Source organism: Mesobacillus selenatarsenatis SF-1 (assembly GCF_000813125.1).
Taxonomy (GTDB): Bacteria; Bacillota; Bacilli; order Bacillales; family Cytobacillaceae; genus Mesobacillus; species Mesobacillus selenatarsenatis.
In genome coordinates this window covers 41,123-57,489 of record NZ_BASE01000041.1, presented here as the reverse complement: position 1 = coordinate 57,489, position 16,367 = coordinate 41,123, and the positions used below count along the sequence as shown (strand labels likewise).

Sequence of the window (16,367 nt, the reverse complement as noted above, 5' to 3'; positions counted from 1 at the left end):
CGACTTCACTGGCAGGACCTCCAGCGCTTGTCGGAGTTGGACAGTCGCCTCCGCTTTTCGAATTGTCTAGTGTTGCCTCCTAGAAACTCCGAAACTTCAACTCCGCCAGCAGGGTCGGAGTCTCCAGTTTCTGCGTTTCTGGACAGTCGGCTATACTTTTCGATTTCGGTCCGCCCAATGAAGTCAAAGAACGACTTCACCGGTCGGCCCTCCGAGGCACACGATGTGCTAGACCCGCCAGCCACAGCACGTGGCGTTATCGGCGGGCAGCGCTTGCCGGGGCTGACCAAGGCGCTTGCGCTTTTTGACCCTTGCTATTAAAGCTGGCGAAGCTCCTGCTTGATTTCAGTTTTTGATTTCGTTTTTTCGTCGATTTCCTTGATGACGCGAGCTGGTGTTCCAGCTACCACTGTATATGGAGGCACATCGTCGATAACAATTGCGCCTGCAGCTACAACTGCACCCTTGCCTACTGTTACGCCTTCAAGGACAACAGCGTTGGCACCGATTACTACATCATCTTCAACTATGACAGGCTTCGCTGAAGGTGGCTCGATAACACCAGCTAGCACAGAACCTGCACCGATGTGGCAGTTCTTTCCGACTGTTGCACGTCCGCCAAGTACAACGTTCATATCGATCATAGTACCTTCGCCTACAACAGCCCCAATATTAATTGAAGCACCCATCATAATAACAGCATTATCACCGATTTCCACCTGGTCCCTGATGATCGCACCAGGTTCAATACGAGCCCTGATATTTTTCATGTCGAGCAATGGAATAGCTGAATTTCTGCGGTCATTTTCAACGACATAATCTTCAATCTTAGCCTGGTTAGCTTCGATTGCCGGATTGATTTCAGCCCACTCACCGAAAATAACGCCAGTATTGCCTGTAATGAAAGTCTTTGAATTTTCACCAAAGTCGATTCCTTCCAGGTCACCTTTAATATATACCTTTACTGGAGTGGCTTTTTTGCTATTTTGAATAAACGAAATAATTTCATTAGCATCCATCATTTTCATAAACTATTCCTCCAATTATGTATGTATTCGCAGCCTCTTCCCGTTAACAAGTTGCTCTTAAATAGAATTAATGTGCTAAAGCAACAGCGCGGAAACAGCCTTTTCTAAAAATTACTTTAACAAACAAAAGTTTTTAAAACAAGAAAAACTATTTATCTGTTTTCTTGGATTCAACAATATGTTCTTTGACGATGTCAATGAAGGCCTGGACTTGCTTTAACCGGAAGGCTGATTCATATCCAAGAAGCCAGGTATCCCTTCCCAAGGGTTCATTGTTTTCGTCGTGCAGCGGGACTTTAAAAATATCCTTTTCCGCCCCATTAAGTGTTATTGCCGGAAGGATTGCGTAGCCGATGCCGTTAAAGGTCATTTGTTTGCAGGTTTCAATCTGGTCTACAATGATCGTCCTTTTTGGCGCTGTCTGGAATTGCCGTAACCACCAATCCTGGATTTCCTGGTAGTAGTTAGAATCACTTTTAAACTGGATAAACGGCCGGTCTGTATCCAATACTTGTTCAGGGCTCGTAATTTCCGTATCCACCAAATACAGGCTGTCCTTAAATAAATGGATTTTGACACCCTTCCAGTCTGGTGTGCCTCTGATAATTCCGATGTGCACCTGATCTTCATATAGTGCCTTTGAAATTTCACTGCTCCACCCAGTAACAAGCGAAATTTTCGCTTGAGGGTAACGATTTACATATTTCTTCAATACCTGTGGCAGCCAATTTTGACCGACAATCGAAGCGACAGCTATTTTAAGGGTTCCATACACCTCTGAATTTAATGCATGGATTGATTCCCTGGCTTTTTCCTCTCTGGCAATTGTCTCATTGACAAATTGGATTACAACCTCTCCAGAAGGAGTTAAAGTCAGCCCTTTTTGGGACCGGAGGAAAAGCTTGGTACCCCAATCCTTCTCAAGCGATTGAAGTCGCTGTGACAAAGCTGGCTGGGATACAAATAACCTCTCCGCGGCCTTCCTCATATTCATTTCCTGCGCAAGCACAGATAATAGGTGAAACTCTGAAATAGATGACATAACTGAACCTCTTGATAAGATTTTCTTATATTATAAATGAAATTTCATCTTTTTACATTATAGAAAAAACTGCAGATTACTCTGCAGTCTTTTCCTTTTTAGGCAGGAATAATATGAACAGCAAACTTATAATAGCAAAAATGAATACGACAATGTAAACCGAATGAAGGGCATTTGTCAACGCATCCTGAAGCATTGTCTTCAACTCTGCAGGAAGCTTCATCCGTTCTGATTCATTGAGCAGGACATTGGCAGTATCTATCGTGAGATCCTGTTCTTCTGCACCATTCTTTTTCATATAGCTCAAGATGCTGCTATTAAGTACTCCACCTAGCAAGGCAGCTCCCACTGTATTGCCCAGGTTTCTCATGAACATATTGGCTGCCGTTGCGATTCCTCTTTGCTGCCAGGCAACTGTACTTTGGATGGAAACAATGAATGCCGTACTAGTAAGACCCATCCCCACTCCAACGAAAAACGACCCTGCTGCAGCCCATAATGGACCTGCTTCAGGCTTCAGGGTGACGAATAGAATACTTCCGAGAATCAATGCCGCACCACCAAATAAAGAAGTCTTGCGATAGCCGATGCTTAACAGCAGGCGACCGCTTACAGCCGCTGCAATTGGCCAACCTATTGACATGGCCGTCAAGGTGAAGCCAGCTACAATTGGGGACCTCTCCATGACCCCCTGTACAAAGGCAGGCAAAAAGCTTGAAATACCAATCAGCATCACACCGGTTGTCAAAGAAGTCATATTCGCAATGAATATGGAACGTTCACGCCAAATATTAAATGGCATCATCGGCTCTTCTGCCCTTCTCTCTTGAAGTATAAAGAGGATCAAGGTCAGAACACTCAAGCCGGTCAGGCCGATCGTTTTTGGAGATGTCCACGCCCAATTTGCTCCCGCTTCGACAAGGACAATCATCAGTGAACTTATCGCCACAGTAAGGAGCACTGCTCCAGGATAATCAATCTTATGCTTCTTTTTCTCAATATCTTCATGAAGATAGAGCCAGAGACCCGCGATTGCAAGGATACCGAGTGGAACGTTGATCCAAAAAACATATCTCCAGCTTGCATATTCCACTAGCAAGCCTCCAAGCGCCGGTCCCGAAACAGCGGAAATTCCCCATACACTGGAGAGATACCCTTGAATCTTAGCTCTTTCTTCCCTTGAATAGATATCTCCGACAATTGTAGTCGCAATCGGCATGACTGCACCAGCTCCAAAACCCTGTATGAACCGGTATAGAATTAGCATTTCCATGGTTTCGGCCGTCCCTGATAGGATCGAACCGATCAAGAAAACGATAATTCCAAATGTTAATATCGGTTTCCTGCCAAATAAATCGGATAATTTCCCATAGATAAGAACAGTAACTGCATTCATAAGCAAATACGCAGAGAAAACCCAGCTATATAGCGCAAAACCGCCCAGATCGCCGACTATTGCCGGCATAGCAGTAGAAACAATCGTTCCTTCAACAGCTCCCATAAACATGGCGAGCATAACCGTCGCCAGGACAAAAGAGCGTTTCGTTACCCTCTTGTTCATTTTTTGTTCCGCTTGTCCCATTATTCACCTCTAAAAGAAAAGCGCAAGCGCCTTGCTCAGCCCCGACAAGCGCTGGAGGGCCGACCTTTGAAGTCGTTCTTTGACTTCATTGGGCGGACAGAAATCGAAATGTATAGCCGACTGTCCAGAAACGCAGAAACTGGAGACTCCGACAAAGAAGCGCTTTTTGCTTCTGCCGGCGGAGTTGAAGTTTCGGAGTTTCTAGGAGGCGACACTAGACATGCGACTCGAGGGGCTAGGCGTTGGAGCTAGACACTAATCAAAGTAATAAAGCTTTATCTTTCTTATACAGTAAAAAATTCAGCCCCCGTAACCGGGAGCTGCATGATCTAATTTTTATTATACCTTTTAACTTGCTTGCTTAATTTCAGCAATACGGTCCGTCTTGTCAGAATACCTTCAAAAATTCCTGAATCATCTTCTATACAGAGAAAAGGGTGATCTACAAGAAGGTCTAAGGAGGATTGAAGAGTTGAGTGGATGTTGATTCTTGGTATTTTCGAATTCATAGCTTCTTCGACTCGTTTTTTCTCAAGCTGCTCAAACTCGATTCTCTCCAGGCCAAGAATTGAATCCATTATAATAGGTGTACTGATTAAACCCATCAGACGATAATGAGGATCAAGGACAGGAATCGCAGTATACCCACTCTTTGTTAAAACAAGAAGAGCATGCTCAAGGCTATTGCCGACTTGGACATGGGCTACGCGTTCAGAAGGTATCATCACGTCTCTAATTGACACTTCCAAAAACTCACCGTTGTAAAGACTAATCATGGCGAAAACTCCCTAATATGGATTTCTTTCCATTACATTTTATCACAAAACGAATGGAGGCGCTTTTATTTAGTTTGCTTCAAGAAAACGAGGATATTAAATAAAGAATTCAAAACAAAAAAGGACCACAGAAGGGTCCCGTTGAAAATTGCGAACTACTGAATGAGATCAAAGATCTCGATTGTAATCATATCAATATTGTCGAATTGATATTTTTTAGGCTTTTCCTTGTCAGTGTATACTTCCAATTCGTATGTTTCAGTTTTTGGATGGTATGTAACCTGGCATTTGCGCTCTCCATTCACTTCAAAAAAGCGTTGAGCAGGTTCTCCTCCATTGGACTGCTCTTGCAGATTCTTTAAACGAGTGACTATTCCCTGAAGCTGTGACATTATGCTCCCTCTCCTTTCAAAACAAAAACCAATAACTTATAAATAGATTTTGCAATTGGCCTATTTATATCCATGTAAAATGATTTCAGAATTTTCTATACACAATTCTTTACATGTCAATATTAACAGAATAAAATAATGTCAGACGATGTACAAGTAAAAGCTTTGAAAAGGAGTGATTTTTTGAAAAAACCATTGAAACTATCCGAAAATGTCTATCTAATCGATGATTTTGATTTAAATATGGCGGAACGCACTGGTACATATGTATTGGCGGAAGAAAAGGTGACGCTTATTGAAACATCCGCAAGTCCGTCCATTCCCTATATCCTTGAAGGCTTAAAAACACTAGGTGTATCTCCGGCCGATATCTCATACATAATCGTCACACATATACACCTCGACCATGCAGGCGGAGCGGGATTGATGCTCCAGCATTGCCCAAACGCAAAGGTAATCGTACATCCAAAGGGTGCCAGACATTTAGCTGACCCTTCAAGACTGATTATGGGAGCAAAGGCTGTATATGGTGAAAAGTTTTCACAGCTATTTGACCCAATCGTTGCGATTCCCGAAGAGCGACTGGTGGTTAAAGGCGACGGCGACACACTAAAAATCAGCGAGACACTGACACTTGAATTTTTAGATACACCAGGCCATGCAAACCACCACTTCAGTATCTTTCACCCGCTAACAAAAGGGATTTTCTCTGGTGACACTGCCGGTATTTTTTATCCGCAGCTTGATCGCGAAGGCATAAAATTCTACCTGCCTACGACCTCACCCAACCAGTTTGATCCGGAAAAGATGCTTCGTTCCATAAGCCGTTTTAAGGAACTCGGGATAGAGCGAATTTATTTTGGACATTATGGCATGTCAGAAAATCCATCTGAAGCTTTCAGGCAAGTGGAGAGTTGGCTTGAAGTTTTCGTTGAAGAAGCAAAACAGGTAGTCCTTGAGGAAAAGGATCCAGAAAAGCAAGTTGAGTACATTACACAGAAACTTTATGATAAGATTAAAACTCACTTGACCCAGCTGGGACTGCCAGATCAGCATCCGATAAATGAACTGCTATATCTCGATATAAATGTGAGCGCCATGGGACTAGCGCATTATTTAAACAAGAATACTGGAGGAACCCATTAAAATGAACGACATCATAGTGTACACCCAGAACGATTGCCCTCCCTGCCAAATCATTAAAATGTTCCTTAGTGAATACGGCTTTTCCTATACAGAAAAAAATATCAACGAAGATGTAAAAAGCAGGCAGGAACTTACCGAAATTTACAACTCCTACTCCACACCAACCATCGTGATTGGAGAAGCAGTCATCACAGGCTTTGACCTTGAGAAGTTGAAAAAGGTTTTAGATATCAAAGAATAAAAATTAAAGCGTGAAATCTAATATCAGATTTCACGCTTAATCATTTTTATAATAGGCTCTTTTCTTATACTTCGTTGCTATTGACTACAAAATAGTATTGAATGACCTATATTTCTTCACAAAATTAAAGCTTATTATGAGAAAAGAGCTTGCACACTTAATACCGACCTATAAAATAGCCTTTTATCACGTTAAAATCGGCTTTAGGATTTCAACAACAATTTTTTACGAAAACAGCCTTATAATAACCCGAACAACAATGTCCTGCTCTCATTCTTGAAGATTACACCTAACTCCATGAACGTCTTCAGCGTTGAGAAATTCGGTCCAAATACCATTTTCCCGATCGTCGACTTTTCTTCGTCCTTAGGGTTTGCAGCATGATGCTGCTCCTTTGCCTTTTCCGGATAGGCTTTATTGATCACTTCCTGTGGAACCTCATCATACAGGTAATCAGCTACCTTCCAATTACCAGTCTCTTTAACGAGCTTCAAGCCTTCATAATGATCTTCATAGCTTACAGGTCCTTCCGTATTGCCAGGGAAAAACTCGACTACATAAATTTCATTCTCCATTTCCACGACTTTTGTTTTTTCTGAAAAGGCGTAAAAAGGAATATAATATAGAGCAAAATCCGTTCCATAAGTCTGGTACTCATTTTCCTGTCCTACCACATTCTCTTCTATGAATCGGGATTTATAGTCCTCTGTAAAATAAGGATCCAGTATTCCTTCAATTTCCTCCATTGTCCTGCTTTTTTCACTTAAGGAAACCTGTGAATCAAATGCCTTTCCGAGGAATGCGAAAACTTCTTCTCTGCCATCCAAATCAGAATTTGCATATGCGTTGGCCGGTACCAAAAATAATAAAAACGATAAAATCAAAAATAATAGCTTTAATTGCTTGTCCATTTTCTCCCCCTCCTTCATGATGACTAGTAAATACAATTTTACCAACATTTACCCTATTTGATTACGAAATTCATTCGTAAAATAACCTCAACATCTGACAGGAAAACTTGTTTTACAATTTCAATTTACCCTTATCTGACTCGAACTAACGCATATGTTAAAAAAATTGTAGTTTTATCAGGTAACTTTTCATTTTTACCAAAGGCTCTTTTCTAAAACTCTGTTGCTATTGAACACAAAATTGGAGTGAATTACCCTTACAAAAAAAATAACCCCCGTTTGGAGGTTAATATCCAGTTCCTGTGGTAACCGCAAAATAAACGACGAACAACAGGGCTATGGAGAGAACGATTATATATGTCAAAAAAATTGGGTTGCGGATATAAGCGTGCTCCTGGACAGTGCCAGGGATCTGGGAATCCAGATTGCCTTGAGCCCTCTTCTGTCCCTTTCCGAAAGTCCAGGTATAGAAAAGGCCAGCAACCAGCACCCCTGCACCTGCCAGTAAAAGCATTGTAGTATATATGCTCAAGTTAAATCCCCCTTGTAGAAGGCTGTATATATAAATTGTGCATATTCCGTTTTACTATGCTCTTTTCGGCTTGTTAAAATAACCCTTCACGTTGATTAAGAAAGGATGCGCTCAAATCAACAAATAAAAATTCTGTTCCGTTTAAAGGCAGCGAAAACGTCCGAATGACCTCCCCTGTTTCAATATCACTGTAGCGGTCTGACAAGATTCCTTTTTTTCCTGTCCTCATTCTAATGATATTCTCGAGGAAGTAAGGTCTCCAACTCCAGTTTTTACCCTCGTATTTTGGCTGCAGCAGCCACTGATCTCCTGTTTTATAAAGGTTCGGCGATAGCTGGAAACCATCTTCGTCACATATATACATCCGGAAGGCAATTCCATCAAGGCTGTCTCCAAGGGTCATGAGGAACTCGCTTGGATTTTGCCATTTTTTATTGCGGTTTATCAGTTCCTGGAACTTTGTGTGCAACTCGATTCTCAAGTCAAAAAAAGAATGAAGCCGTTTCTTCTCGGATAGAATGAACCCATGAATTTCAGACTTTAATTTTTCCCTCAGGATATCCTTTTCAACTAATCCCCTTTGAGGTTTAATCAGATAAAACCCTTGATAAAATCTTCCTCCGTTCTTCCAGGCAAACTGCAGCTGGTAAGGAGTTTCGATGTTTTCAAACAATAGGGTTGCGCCAATTTTGCGCGCGAGAATGGATAAAGAATGGAGGACATCGAGATAAGCAGGACCAGAGTTATTGGACCTAAGAGAGGACATATCAATTTTTAGGATTTCAGGTTCAATCCCTGCTATGCGCTCAAAATAGCTGCTTTCATTGCCGACTTTATCCATCGCGATTTTAATCCCAAAGGATTTGTAGTAGTTGATTAGATGCTCTATATGACCCTGTTCGTTGGAAACAGAAATTTCAAGAACAATTTGCTCAGGTTTGAATCCCTTTTCCTGGTACGAAAGTATCAATTGTAAAAAGCCTTCTCCATCATCCATCATTAATAATCCTGCATTCCTGTTTATAAACCATAAAAGCTCCTGTTCCCCTGCTTGAGAGGCAACTTCCATCGCTTTGGTAAAAACGGCATTTTCAACTTCGATCCGATACTCTTCCGGGATGGTATCATCCTGAAAAAAAGACCCAAGACTTATATCATCAATTCCGTTATTAAACCGGCCCAAAACTTCATACCCAATGATTTTATGCTCATCTGCATTAAAAATCGGCTGAAAAAAAGGAACGACATGTTCAAGGTTAGTTAAAATATCCAGTGCATCCAATTCAAACAGAAACCTCCCTTCAAAATGCTACTGCTTGCAAATACAATTAACGATCATTTTACTACTCATTAATGTGATATGAATGATTTTACCATAATATGAGTATTCCCTCAGTTACACTGTTTCCATTTTCCTCATGTCATAAAATCATCTTATTAACCAAAAAATAAGATAGGCTTTTGGAAGGATGATGACATGAAAACGTGGCATTTCATCGGCATTCTTCTTCCATTGCTTGGATGCAGCCACGGCTCGCCCGCCGAAAATGAAGCACAAATTCAGAGAACATTAAATGAACCAATCATCACGAATGAAAGTCCTGAGCCAATTCAGGATATGGCGGTCCCAAACCTTATTCAAAAACATGAAAAACGACAGCAACAACAAAAAAGCAAAGCGTTAATGAACGTACCTTTGATCAAACAAAATCCAGAGTTAAAATACGGTTGTGAAGTAACCAGCCTGGCTATGATGCTGAAATATGCCGGAGCTGATACAGATAAAATGAAGCTTTTCACCGAGATAAAGAAAGATAATGATCCTTTGAAGAGATCAGCAAACGGTGATATTTTGAGCTGGGGGAATCCTGCAGAAGGTTTTGTTGGAGATATGACCGGAAAGCAGGCAGGTTACGCGGTCTTCGATAAACCAATGATTGATTTAATTAATCGGTATTTACCAGGCAGAGCCGTCAATTTGACAGGCAAAGATTTTAGCGAAGTACTTGAGCATGTATCTGCTGGTTATCCAGCAGTTGTATGGACTACCGGCGATTATCGACTGCCAGATCGGTGGGAAACCTGGACGCATGGGAATGAGGTCATTAAAACGCCACTAGACCTTCACGCAGTCGTCCTGGTCGGTTTCAATGAAACAACGGTCTACTTGAACGACCCTCTGTCTGGCCGAAAACAGGTGCCAGTAAACAAGACTCGCTTTATAGAAACATGGAAAGCGATGCAATCAAGAGCAGTCAGTTACCGATAAAATATTGGATAAGGTTGGATTTTATTCCGGCCTTGTCTTTTTTATTATTAAGAGTGGTCGACTCAAAAGTCTCCCGAGCGGGCTGCCCGGAGGAAAGCCGATTCAGGCGAAAACAGGCAACAACTAATGTAACTCTTTTAATTTTCTCTTCTCTTTTTTTCAAGTGATTTGTGAAGCTTTACAAGCGAATGGACGATGGTCCTTTTCTTATTAAAACCTTTGGCGGTAGCATTTTCGCCATCAAAGACAGCTACTGCATTCCCCCATGTTCCTAAACGATTAAAACCATGAACAAAAACCTTTATATGTCCATTTTTTACGGGAATAAATATCATTTCCATCCTAATATCATAATCATCCATCAACAACACCTCAAATTCATTTACCTATAAAGGACTTGTCATATTTCCTTTCTCTTCCCTTTTAAAATTAATTAAAAACATCATGATTCAGGACCTTTCCCTAAAATGGCACTTCTAATATCCTTGTTTGTTTGCTAGTATAGTAGAGAAAATTCGGGAATAGGTTGGTATTTTTCATGTCTGAACAAATCACTCGGAGGACTTTTATTAAAAGAGCAGTTGGAACTTTGTTGACTGCTGGAGGACTCGGCACAGGGAGCTATTTTTATGCCCGTGAAGTCGAACCCCGCATGCTTGATATTACCCGTCATACTATTAAAAATGCCGCGTTGCCATCCGGGTTTGATGGAGTCAGGGTCATTCAGTTCAGCGATACCCATATCGGATTCCAGTATACAATGGAACAGCTGAAGCAATTGATTACCAAAATCAATAAACTGAAGCCTGACCTGATTGTTTTCACTGGGGATTTACTTGACGACCCCCGACACTTCACTGAAAAAAACAAGCTTATTTCCATGTTGAGCAACCTGGATGCCCCGCTAGGAAAGTTTGCCGTGTATGGTAACCATGACCATGGGGGATACGGGTCAGATCTATATAAACAAATTATGGAGCAATCAGGATTCACATTATTACTGAACACCTCAGCTAACATCAAGCTTCTCGATGGCAGTTCGATATGGATTGCCGGAATCGATGATGCTATGCTCGGTAAACCTGATCTGAATGCGTCCATGGCCAAAATACCAACTAACTCATATACAATCCTTTTATCCCATGCCCCAGACAAAGCAGAAGAAGCAGCACAATTCCCAATTCAAATGCAGATGAGCGGACATAGCCATGGAGGACAGATCCAAGTTCCCTTTTACGGCCCATTGGTTACCCCGCCTTTTGCCGAAAAATATGTGGAGGGCTTTTATACTGTTGGCCCCAACGACGGTCTGACTCTATATGTGAATCGCGGTCTTGGAACGACCAGGCTTCCTTTCAGGTTTTTGTCCCAGCCTGAACTTGCGATTTTTACCTTAAAAAGTGAAAAAACAAGCAGCTGATCAGCTGCTTGTTTTTGGTTTCAGGATGAACTTTTCCTCCGCTTCCTGCGCTCTTAATGGTCTGGCAAAAAAGAACCCCTGTGCTTTTTCACAATCGGCATTTGTAAGGAAATCAACCTGGCTCTGCTCCTCGACACCCTCGGCAATCACTTCCATTCCAAGACTGTTGCCCAAGTGGATGATCGTTGTTATGATTGCGGCATCCTTGCCGTTATACTTTATATCTCTTATAAAACTTTGGTCAATTTTCAATACATCGATAGGAAACTGTTTCAAATAACTAAGCGATGAATAACCAGTGCCAAAATCGTCTACGGAAATTTTGATTCCCAAGTCCTTTAACCGCTTTAGGATTGGGATCGTCTCCTTTGTATCCTGCATTGCTCCCTCTGTAATTTCAATTTCAAGAAGACAAGGATCAATATTGTACTTCTCTATCGAACTCTTGATAACCCGCACTAAGTCCAGCTGCATGAATTGCTTAGGAGATATATTGATAGCGATTCTGATTGGCTTTCCGGTCTTCTCCGTCCATTCCTGGATTTGCCTGCATGCCCCGTCAATTACCCAGTTGCCAATCGGTATAATCAATCCAGTGTCCTCTGCAAGAGGGATGAATTCGGCTGGTGAAATAAAGCCAAATTCACTGTTGTGCCAGCGCAGCAATGCCTCGAAGCTTGATATTTCATTGGTAAGCAGATTGATCTGCGGCTGGTAATAGAGTTCTAGTTCGTCCCGTTCGATTGCTTTTCGCAAATGAGCCTCGAGCGCTATGATATTTACCCCGGTAGACTGCATGTCTGAGCGATAAAATTGATAATGGGCCTTTCCTTTTTCTTTTACGCTATATAGAGCTTCATCAGCATATTTAATCAGTGTTTCAGCATCCTTCCCGTCATTCGGGAAAAGACTGATACCAATACTCGGAGTAATATAGTACTCCTGAGAATTAAAATAAAAAGATTCATTGAACCTGAATAAAACTTTTTGCGCAAACTCCCCCGCACTTTGTCTGTCTGTTTTTTCCAAAAGAATGATAAATTCATCGCCGCCCTGTCTGTAAACAGTACAGTTTTCTTTTTGGATGTCGATCAATCGATGTGCTACCTGCTTCAAAATCTGGTCACCAACAAGATGTCCAAGTGTATCGTTCAAATACTTGAAACGATCTATATCCAGAAACAGAAGGGCAAATTCAGTCTTTTGCTTTTTTTTATTTTTGACAAGACTATCCAGTTGATCAAGGAGGGCACGTCTGTTGCGCAATCCAGTCAGCTGGTCATGAAATGCCATGTACTTAATCAGTTCTGTGCTTTTTGCCTGCTCGGAAAGATCTCTGATAATGATATACATACCCTTTATTTCAGAATGAATTACGATCGGAATTGTCTTTAAATGGACTGTCAGGAATTTTCCTTTTCGGTGCATGAACCGACAATCGAGCGATTCTTTTGCATTACCCATTTTCGTATCGGATAAGACTTCCTGAAAGGGAGGCAGGTCATTTTCACATATTAAGCTCGTGATTCTCTTCGATTTTAACTGTTTGACAGTATAGCCTGTCAATAATTGAGCGGCCGGGTTGACATCAAGGATCTTCCCCTTTAAATCAATTGAAAAAACAGCATCCAGATTATGGTCAATGAGCGAACGATATCGTTGCTCGCTATCAATCAATCTATTTTTTCTTTAAAATTCTCTGTTATATCCCTAGTTACCGCTACAACATATTTTACTTCCCCGTCTTCATCCTTGATGGGGGTCAAAAGCGTCTCTCCAAGAACCTGATTGTCATTATCCAAGTCTACTTCATCATGGAAAACGACTTCCACGCCCTCATTTACTGCCTTAATGTATTGTTTTTTCAATGGATTCAGATGGTTTAGAGGCAGGACCTCATCCATCGTCCTTCCTATATCACTTACAGCCATCCCTGCATGGAGCAGACCATTCTCATTGGCAAATAAATAACGCAATTGGTAACCCGGTTCGACCTGCATAATAAAAACAAGATCTTTTACATGTTTAAAGATGATATCTGAAATCATCTGTTCTATTTTTGTCGAAGCAGAAACGCCTCTTCTTTTAGTTAATCTTGATTGCTTCATCTGATTCATCAAACCATCCTCATTCCAGAAGTACAAAAGTACCTGGTCCATGATTGCGAACTAGTTTTATATTCCTATTTTACCCTTTAAAATAAGGAAAAACGATACTATTTTTTAAAAATTTACAATCTTTCGCTAAAAAACGACAAAAGATACTCAAAAGGTGCCCTCTCCAATCATCCAGCATAGACTGCATTAGAGGAGGAGATTCCATGTATCACATTGTTAAAAGAGGAGAAACGCTAGCGGTGATTGCCGCTAATTATCGCAGGCCGCTTCAACAACTCCTTGCGGCCAATCCTGGTATCACGAATCCTGCACTAATCTATCCTGGCCAGCGAATCGCAATTCCGGGACTTCCAGATCCAGCTTCAATTCCTTATTCGATTTCCGTTTCACTGGGCAACAGAAGGCTTACACTTTTTCAATCAGGCACGCTGATAAAATCCTATCCTGTTGGCATCGGGAAAATGCTGACGCGAACCCCCGTTGGCGAATATGTGATTGTGAACAGAGAACCTAATCCCGGCGGCCCATACGGCTCCATGTGGTTGTCGTTATCAAAACTTGGATATGGTATTCATGGAACAAATAATCCTGCTTCGATCGGCAAAGCCGTTTCGAAAGGATGTATACGGATGCATAACAAAGATGTGCTTGAGTTGGCACGACAAGTTCCCAATGGAACTAGAGTCAGAATCACCCGATAGTTCTCTTTTAAAAGGCTTCTATTTCTCAATCAGCCAAATTAAGGGTATAATGAAAATAGTTTAAAAAAAGACTTGTTTAACAAAAATGAAAGGAGCCTAACCCATTGAATAATGAAAGGAACAAGATCCCCTCACTCCGTCCAACGATCGAGAACCTCTCACAAGCAATCTTCACTGTGAACCGTCATGCCAAGACTGCTCCCAATCCGAAGTTTTTATATCAGTTAAAACATGATGCGATAAAAAAAATGCTGCGTGAAGGCAAAGCTAAAAAAACAGGACTCCATTTTTCAAACAACCCGAGAAACAGCCAGCAGCAATCAGACGTACTAGTGGTTTGCGGTGATTACACATTCCATATCCCGCCGACTAAACAGGATTTTGAGCAGCTTCCCCACTTAGGAAAACTCGATCAGTCAGTGAGGAACCCAAGAGCAACTATTTCCTTGACCACCGCGAAAAGGTTATTGTCAGCCTACACAGGATTGAAAGAATCCACCGAAACAGCCGGAGCAGGCAAGACGAGGAAATATGCGAAACCCGTATTCAAGAAGCTTGGAGAACGCTATCCTTAAAAGAAAGCTGATAACCAGCTTTCTTTTTTTGTTTATAAAATCAATTCGTCTATTTTCAGGACCAATTCATTTATCTCTGGCTTGCTGATCTGGGCATCTGCTCCGACCACACTACCCTTATGGCGCAGCTCATTCGTGATTAACGAAGAAAAAATGATAACTGGAAGTTTTTCCAGAACCGGATGTTCTTTTATTCTCTTTGTCAGGTGATGACCATCCATCTGCGGCATTTCTATGTCTGTGATCACAAGCTGTACTGCCTGTGAAAAAACGTCAGTATTCTCTGCCAGGTGTTCAAGATATGTAATGGCATCCTGTCCATTCTCGAAAAATTCAAGGTACTGGAATCCAGCTTCACTCAAAGTGTCATGAAGCATTTTTCTTAACATCGCAGAATCTTCCGCAATCACGATTTTCTTCAAAGATCGCTCCCTCGGACCAAGTTTCTTGACATCGCTGACCTTGATTCCAGAATCAGGATTGATCTCAAGAAGGATTTTTTCAAAGTCCAGGAAAAGTACCATTTCTCCGCCTAACTTGATTACTCCGATTATTTGGCTCTCCTGTCCCTGATACATTTCTGACGGCTTCTCAATTTGAGCCCAGGAGATGCGGTGAATTTGCGAAACGGTATGGACATGGAAAACTGTCTTCATCTGATTGAATTCCGCGACGATCAACTTGTCCTGCTGTGGATTTGTTGACTCCTTTAGACCCAGCGCAGCAGCGACATTGATGACCGGCAGCACTTCTCCCCTAAGTTCCATGATTCCCTCAACAAATGGATGGGCGTTCGGAATTGCCACTACAGGTACAGGATTGAGGATTTCTTTAACTTTCATGACATTTATCGCAAATTTATTCTGGCCAATGCCGAACTCGACAATTTCCAGTTCATTCGTGCCTGATTCTAATAAAATACTGCTATCATTCATAATGTTCTTCCTTCTCTATATAAAATTAGTACTATATACCTCTTATCGGCACGACTATTTAAACTGTTTAGTCAAAGACTTGAGAATCAAGGTGCTTCAAACTAAAAATGTTCTATTGTCACGAAAACGGCAAAACCCGTTGGAGAATTTACAAACCAGGTTCCAAGACCAAATAAAAAAGCAAACCGAAAGCTCGGTTTGCCATGTAAATTAATTTACCAATGTCCTGCCTAATGATGCATCTACTTGCTTTTGATGATGAAGGTCGTGCTGGATAAAATCGATGAAATATTCCCCAACCGTCATATGGTGTTCGGAAATTTTAAATGACACAGCCAACTTGTCATTGTCCATTTCTTCAAGCATCTTTTGGAATTCCCCTCGAACAGAAAGAAGGCCAACGAGAATCTCTTCTTTTGTGGTACTTTCTGCGTATTCATGTGCTCGTTCGTTGACACTTTGAAAATCAGGGTAGGAAGGCAACTCAGCTCCTTCTTTGAAATAAGGGAACCTTTCCTTTAATGAGTATTGATCCCAGAAAAGTAGATGCGACACAACCGCGGCCACCGACCATTTCCCATCCCCTAAAGGCTTATTCCATTCAGCATCTGACAGGCCCTTGAGCGAATGAATCCATCCATCAAATTCTTTATAATGTTGTCTCATCTCTTCCAAATTCAATTGAATCTCTCCTTATAGT

Annotated in this window: 21 protein-coding genes; 7 read left to right on the top strand and 14 right to left on the bottom strand. The window is 41.5% G+C overall.

Features of this window, described 5'->3' with window-relative positions; genetic code table 11:
* Window positions 1-5: 5 nt before the first annotated feature.
* From TY49_RS24605 to TY49_RS09165, 4 genes are all read right to left on the bottom strand, one after another.
* Window positions 6-200 carry a hypothetical protein gene (locus tag TY49_RS24605; RefSeq protein WP_156972647.1) on the bottom strand — a complete coding sequence of 65 codons (195 nt, stop codon included), beginning with the start codon at window positions 198-200 and terminating at the stop codon, window positions 6-8.
* A 117-nt stretch (window positions 201-317) separates the two neighbouring features.
* Window positions 318-1,028 carry a 2,3,4,5-tetrahydropyridine-2,6-dicarboxylate N-acetyltransferase gene (dapD, locus tag TY49_RS09175; protein ID WP_041965609.1) on the bottom strand — a complete coding sequence of 237 codons (711 nt, stop codon included), beginning with the start codon at window positions 1,026-1,028 and terminating at the stop codon, window positions 318-320.
* A gap of 148 nt (window positions 1,029-1,176) precedes the next feature.
* Window positions 1,177-2,070: a transcriptional regulator CcpC gene (ccpC, locus tag TY49_RS09170; protein ID WP_041965608.1), complete on the bottom strand. Its 894-nt coding sequence runs from the start codon at window positions 2,068-2,070 to the stop codon at window positions 1,177-1,179.
* Between the two features lie 76 nt (window positions 2,071-2,146).
* On the bottom strand, window positions 2,147-3,631 hold the full coding sequence (locus tag TY49_RS09165; RefSeq protein ID WP_232310423.1) for an MDR family MFS transporter: 1,485 nt from the start codon (window positions 3,629-3,631) through the stop codon (window positions 2,147-2,149).
* Between the two features lie 87 nt (window positions 3,632-3,718).
* Here TY49_RS09165 and TY49_RS09160 point away from each other — a divergent pair, with 87 nt between their 5' ends.
* Window positions 3,719-3,904 carry a hypothetical protein gene (locus TY49_RS09160; protein ID WP_041965606.1) on the top strand — a complete coding sequence of 62 codons (186 nt, stop codon included), beginning with the start codon at window positions 3,719-3,721 and terminating at the stop codon, window positions 3,902-3,904.
* A 77-nt stretch (window positions 3,905-3,981) separates the two neighbouring features.
* Here the strand turns inward: TY49_RS09160 and cbpB are convergent, their stop codons facing one another.
* Together cbpB and TY49_RS09150 are read right to left on the bottom strand one after the other, a co-directional pair.
* On the bottom strand, window positions 3,982-4,428 hold the full coding sequence (gene cbpB, locus TY49_RS09155) for a cyclic-di-AMP-binding protein CbpB (RefSeq protein ID WP_041965605.1): 447 nt from the start codon (window positions 4,426-4,428) through the stop codon (window positions 3,982-3,984).
* Between the two features lie 155 nt (window positions 4,429-4,583).
* A complete protein-coding gene (locus TY49_RS09150) occupies window positions 4,584-4,820 on the bottom strand; it encodes a YkuJ family protein (protein ID WP_041965604.1) in 237 nt (78 codons plus the stop codon).
* A gap of 183 nt (window positions 4,821-5,003) precedes the next feature.
* Between TY49_RS09150 and TY49_RS09145 the strand changes: the two genes are divergently transcribed.
* Window positions 5,004-5,966 (top strand): MBL fold metallo-hydrolase, encoded by a 963-nt coding sequence (locus TY49_RS09145; protein ID WP_041965603.1) that lies wholly within the window; start codon window positions 5,004-5,006, stop codon window positions 5,964-5,966.
* Window position 5,967: 1 nt separating this feature from the next.
* On the top strand, window positions 5,968-6,207 hold the full coding sequence (locus TY49_RS09140) for a glutaredoxin family protein (RefSeq protein ID WP_041965602.1): 240 nt from the start codon (window positions 5,968-5,970) through the stop codon (window positions 6,205-6,207).
* 239 nt (window positions 6,208-6,446) lie between these two features.
* Here the strand turns inward: TY49_RS09140 and TY49_RS09135 are convergent, their stop codons facing one another.
* From TY49_RS09135 to TY49_RS09125, 3 genes are all read right to left on the bottom strand, one after another.
* Entirely contained in the window at window positions 6,447-7,118 is a 672-nt protein-coding gene (locus TY49_RS09135) for a DUF3993 domain-containing protein (RefSeq protein ID WP_052442143.1), read from the bottom strand.
* Between the two features lie 286 nt (window positions 7,119-7,404).
* Window positions 7,405-7,650, bottom strand: a complete 246-nt coding sequence (locus tag TY49_RS09130; RefSeq protein WP_052442142.1) for a hypothetical protein — start codon at window positions 7,648-7,650, stop codon at window positions 7,405-7,407.
* 73 nt (window positions 7,651-7,723) lie between these two features.
* Window positions 7,724-8,932 (bottom strand): EAL domain-containing protein, encoded by a 1,209-nt coding sequence (locus TY49_RS09125; RefSeq protein ID WP_041965601.1) that lies wholly within the window; start codon window positions 8,930-8,932, stop codon window positions 7,724-7,726.
* A 195-nt stretch (window positions 8,933-9,127) separates the two neighbouring features.
* Here TY49_RS09125 and TY49_RS09120 point away from each other — a divergent pair, with 195 nt between their 5' ends.
* A complete protein-coding gene (locus TY49_RS09120; protein WP_041965600.1) occupies window positions 9,128-9,919 on the top strand; it encodes a C39 family peptidase in 792 nt (263 codons plus the stop codon).
* 137 nt (window positions 9,920-10,056) lie between these two features.
* Here TY49_RS09120 and TY49_RS09115 read toward each other — a convergent pair whose 3' ends face one another.
* Window positions 10,057-10,281, bottom strand: coding sequence for a hypothetical protein (locus TY49_RS09115; RefSeq protein WP_041965599.1), 225 nt, complete (start codon window positions 10,279-10,281; stop codon window positions 10,057-10,059).
* A 176-nt stretch (window positions 10,282-10,457) separates the two neighbouring features.
* Here TY49_RS09115 and TY49_RS09110 point away from each other — a divergent pair, with 176 nt between their 5' ends.
* A complete protein-coding gene (locus TY49_RS09110) occupies window positions 10,458-11,339 on the top strand; it encodes a metallophosphoesterase (protein ID WP_041965598.1) in 882 nt (293 codons plus the stop codon).
* On the opposite strand, the gene TY49_RS09105 is transcribed toward TY49_RS09110, so the two are convergent.
* Complete coding sequence (locus tag TY49_RS09105; RefSeq protein ID WP_041965597.1) at window positions 11,340-13,016, bottom strand: EAL domain-containing protein; 1,677 nt, start codon at window positions 13,014-13,016, stop codon at window positions 11,340-11,342.
* Window positions 13,013-13,456: a PAS domain-containing protein gene (locus TY49_RS09100; RefSeq protein ID WP_198135603.1), complete on the bottom strand. Its 444-nt coding sequence runs from the start codon at window positions 13,454-13,456 to the stop codon at window positions 13,013-13,015. The genes TY49_RS09105 and TY49_RS09100 overlap by 4 nt, the downstream gene beginning before the upstream one ends.
* Window positions 13,457-13,659: 203 nt before the next feature.
* On the opposite strand from TY49_RS09100, the gene TY49_RS09095 reads away from it, so the two are divergent.
* Together TY49_RS09095 and TY49_RS09090 are read left to right on the top strand one after the other, a co-directional pair.
* A complete protein-coding gene (locus TY49_RS09095) occupies window positions 13,660-14,157 on the top strand; it encodes a L,D-transpeptidase family protein (protein ID WP_041965595.1) in 498 nt (165 codons plus the stop codon).
* A 104-nt stretch (window positions 14,158-14,261) separates the two neighbouring features.
* Window positions 14,262-14,732: a YkyB family protein gene (locus tag TY49_RS09090; protein ID WP_041965594.1), complete on the top strand. Its 471-nt coding sequence runs from the start codon at window positions 14,262-14,264 to the stop codon at window positions 14,730-14,732.
* Window positions 14,733-14,764: 32 nt separating this feature from the next.
* Here TY49_RS09090 and TY49_RS09085 read toward each other — a convergent pair whose 3' ends face one another.
* Both TY49_RS09085 and TY49_RS09080 read right to left on the bottom strand, forming a co-directional pair.
* Window positions 14,765-15,667: a chemotaxis protein gene (locus TY49_RS09085; RefSeq protein WP_041965593.1), complete on the bottom strand. Its 903-nt coding sequence runs from the start codon at window positions 15,665-15,667 to the stop codon at window positions 14,765-14,767.
* 210 nt (window positions 15,668-15,877) lie between these two features.
* Entirely contained in the window at window positions 15,878-16,348 is a 471-nt protein-coding gene (locus TY49_RS09080) for a DinB family protein (RefSeq protein ID WP_156972646.1), read from the bottom strand.
* Window positions 16,349-16,367: the final 19 nt, after the last annotated feature.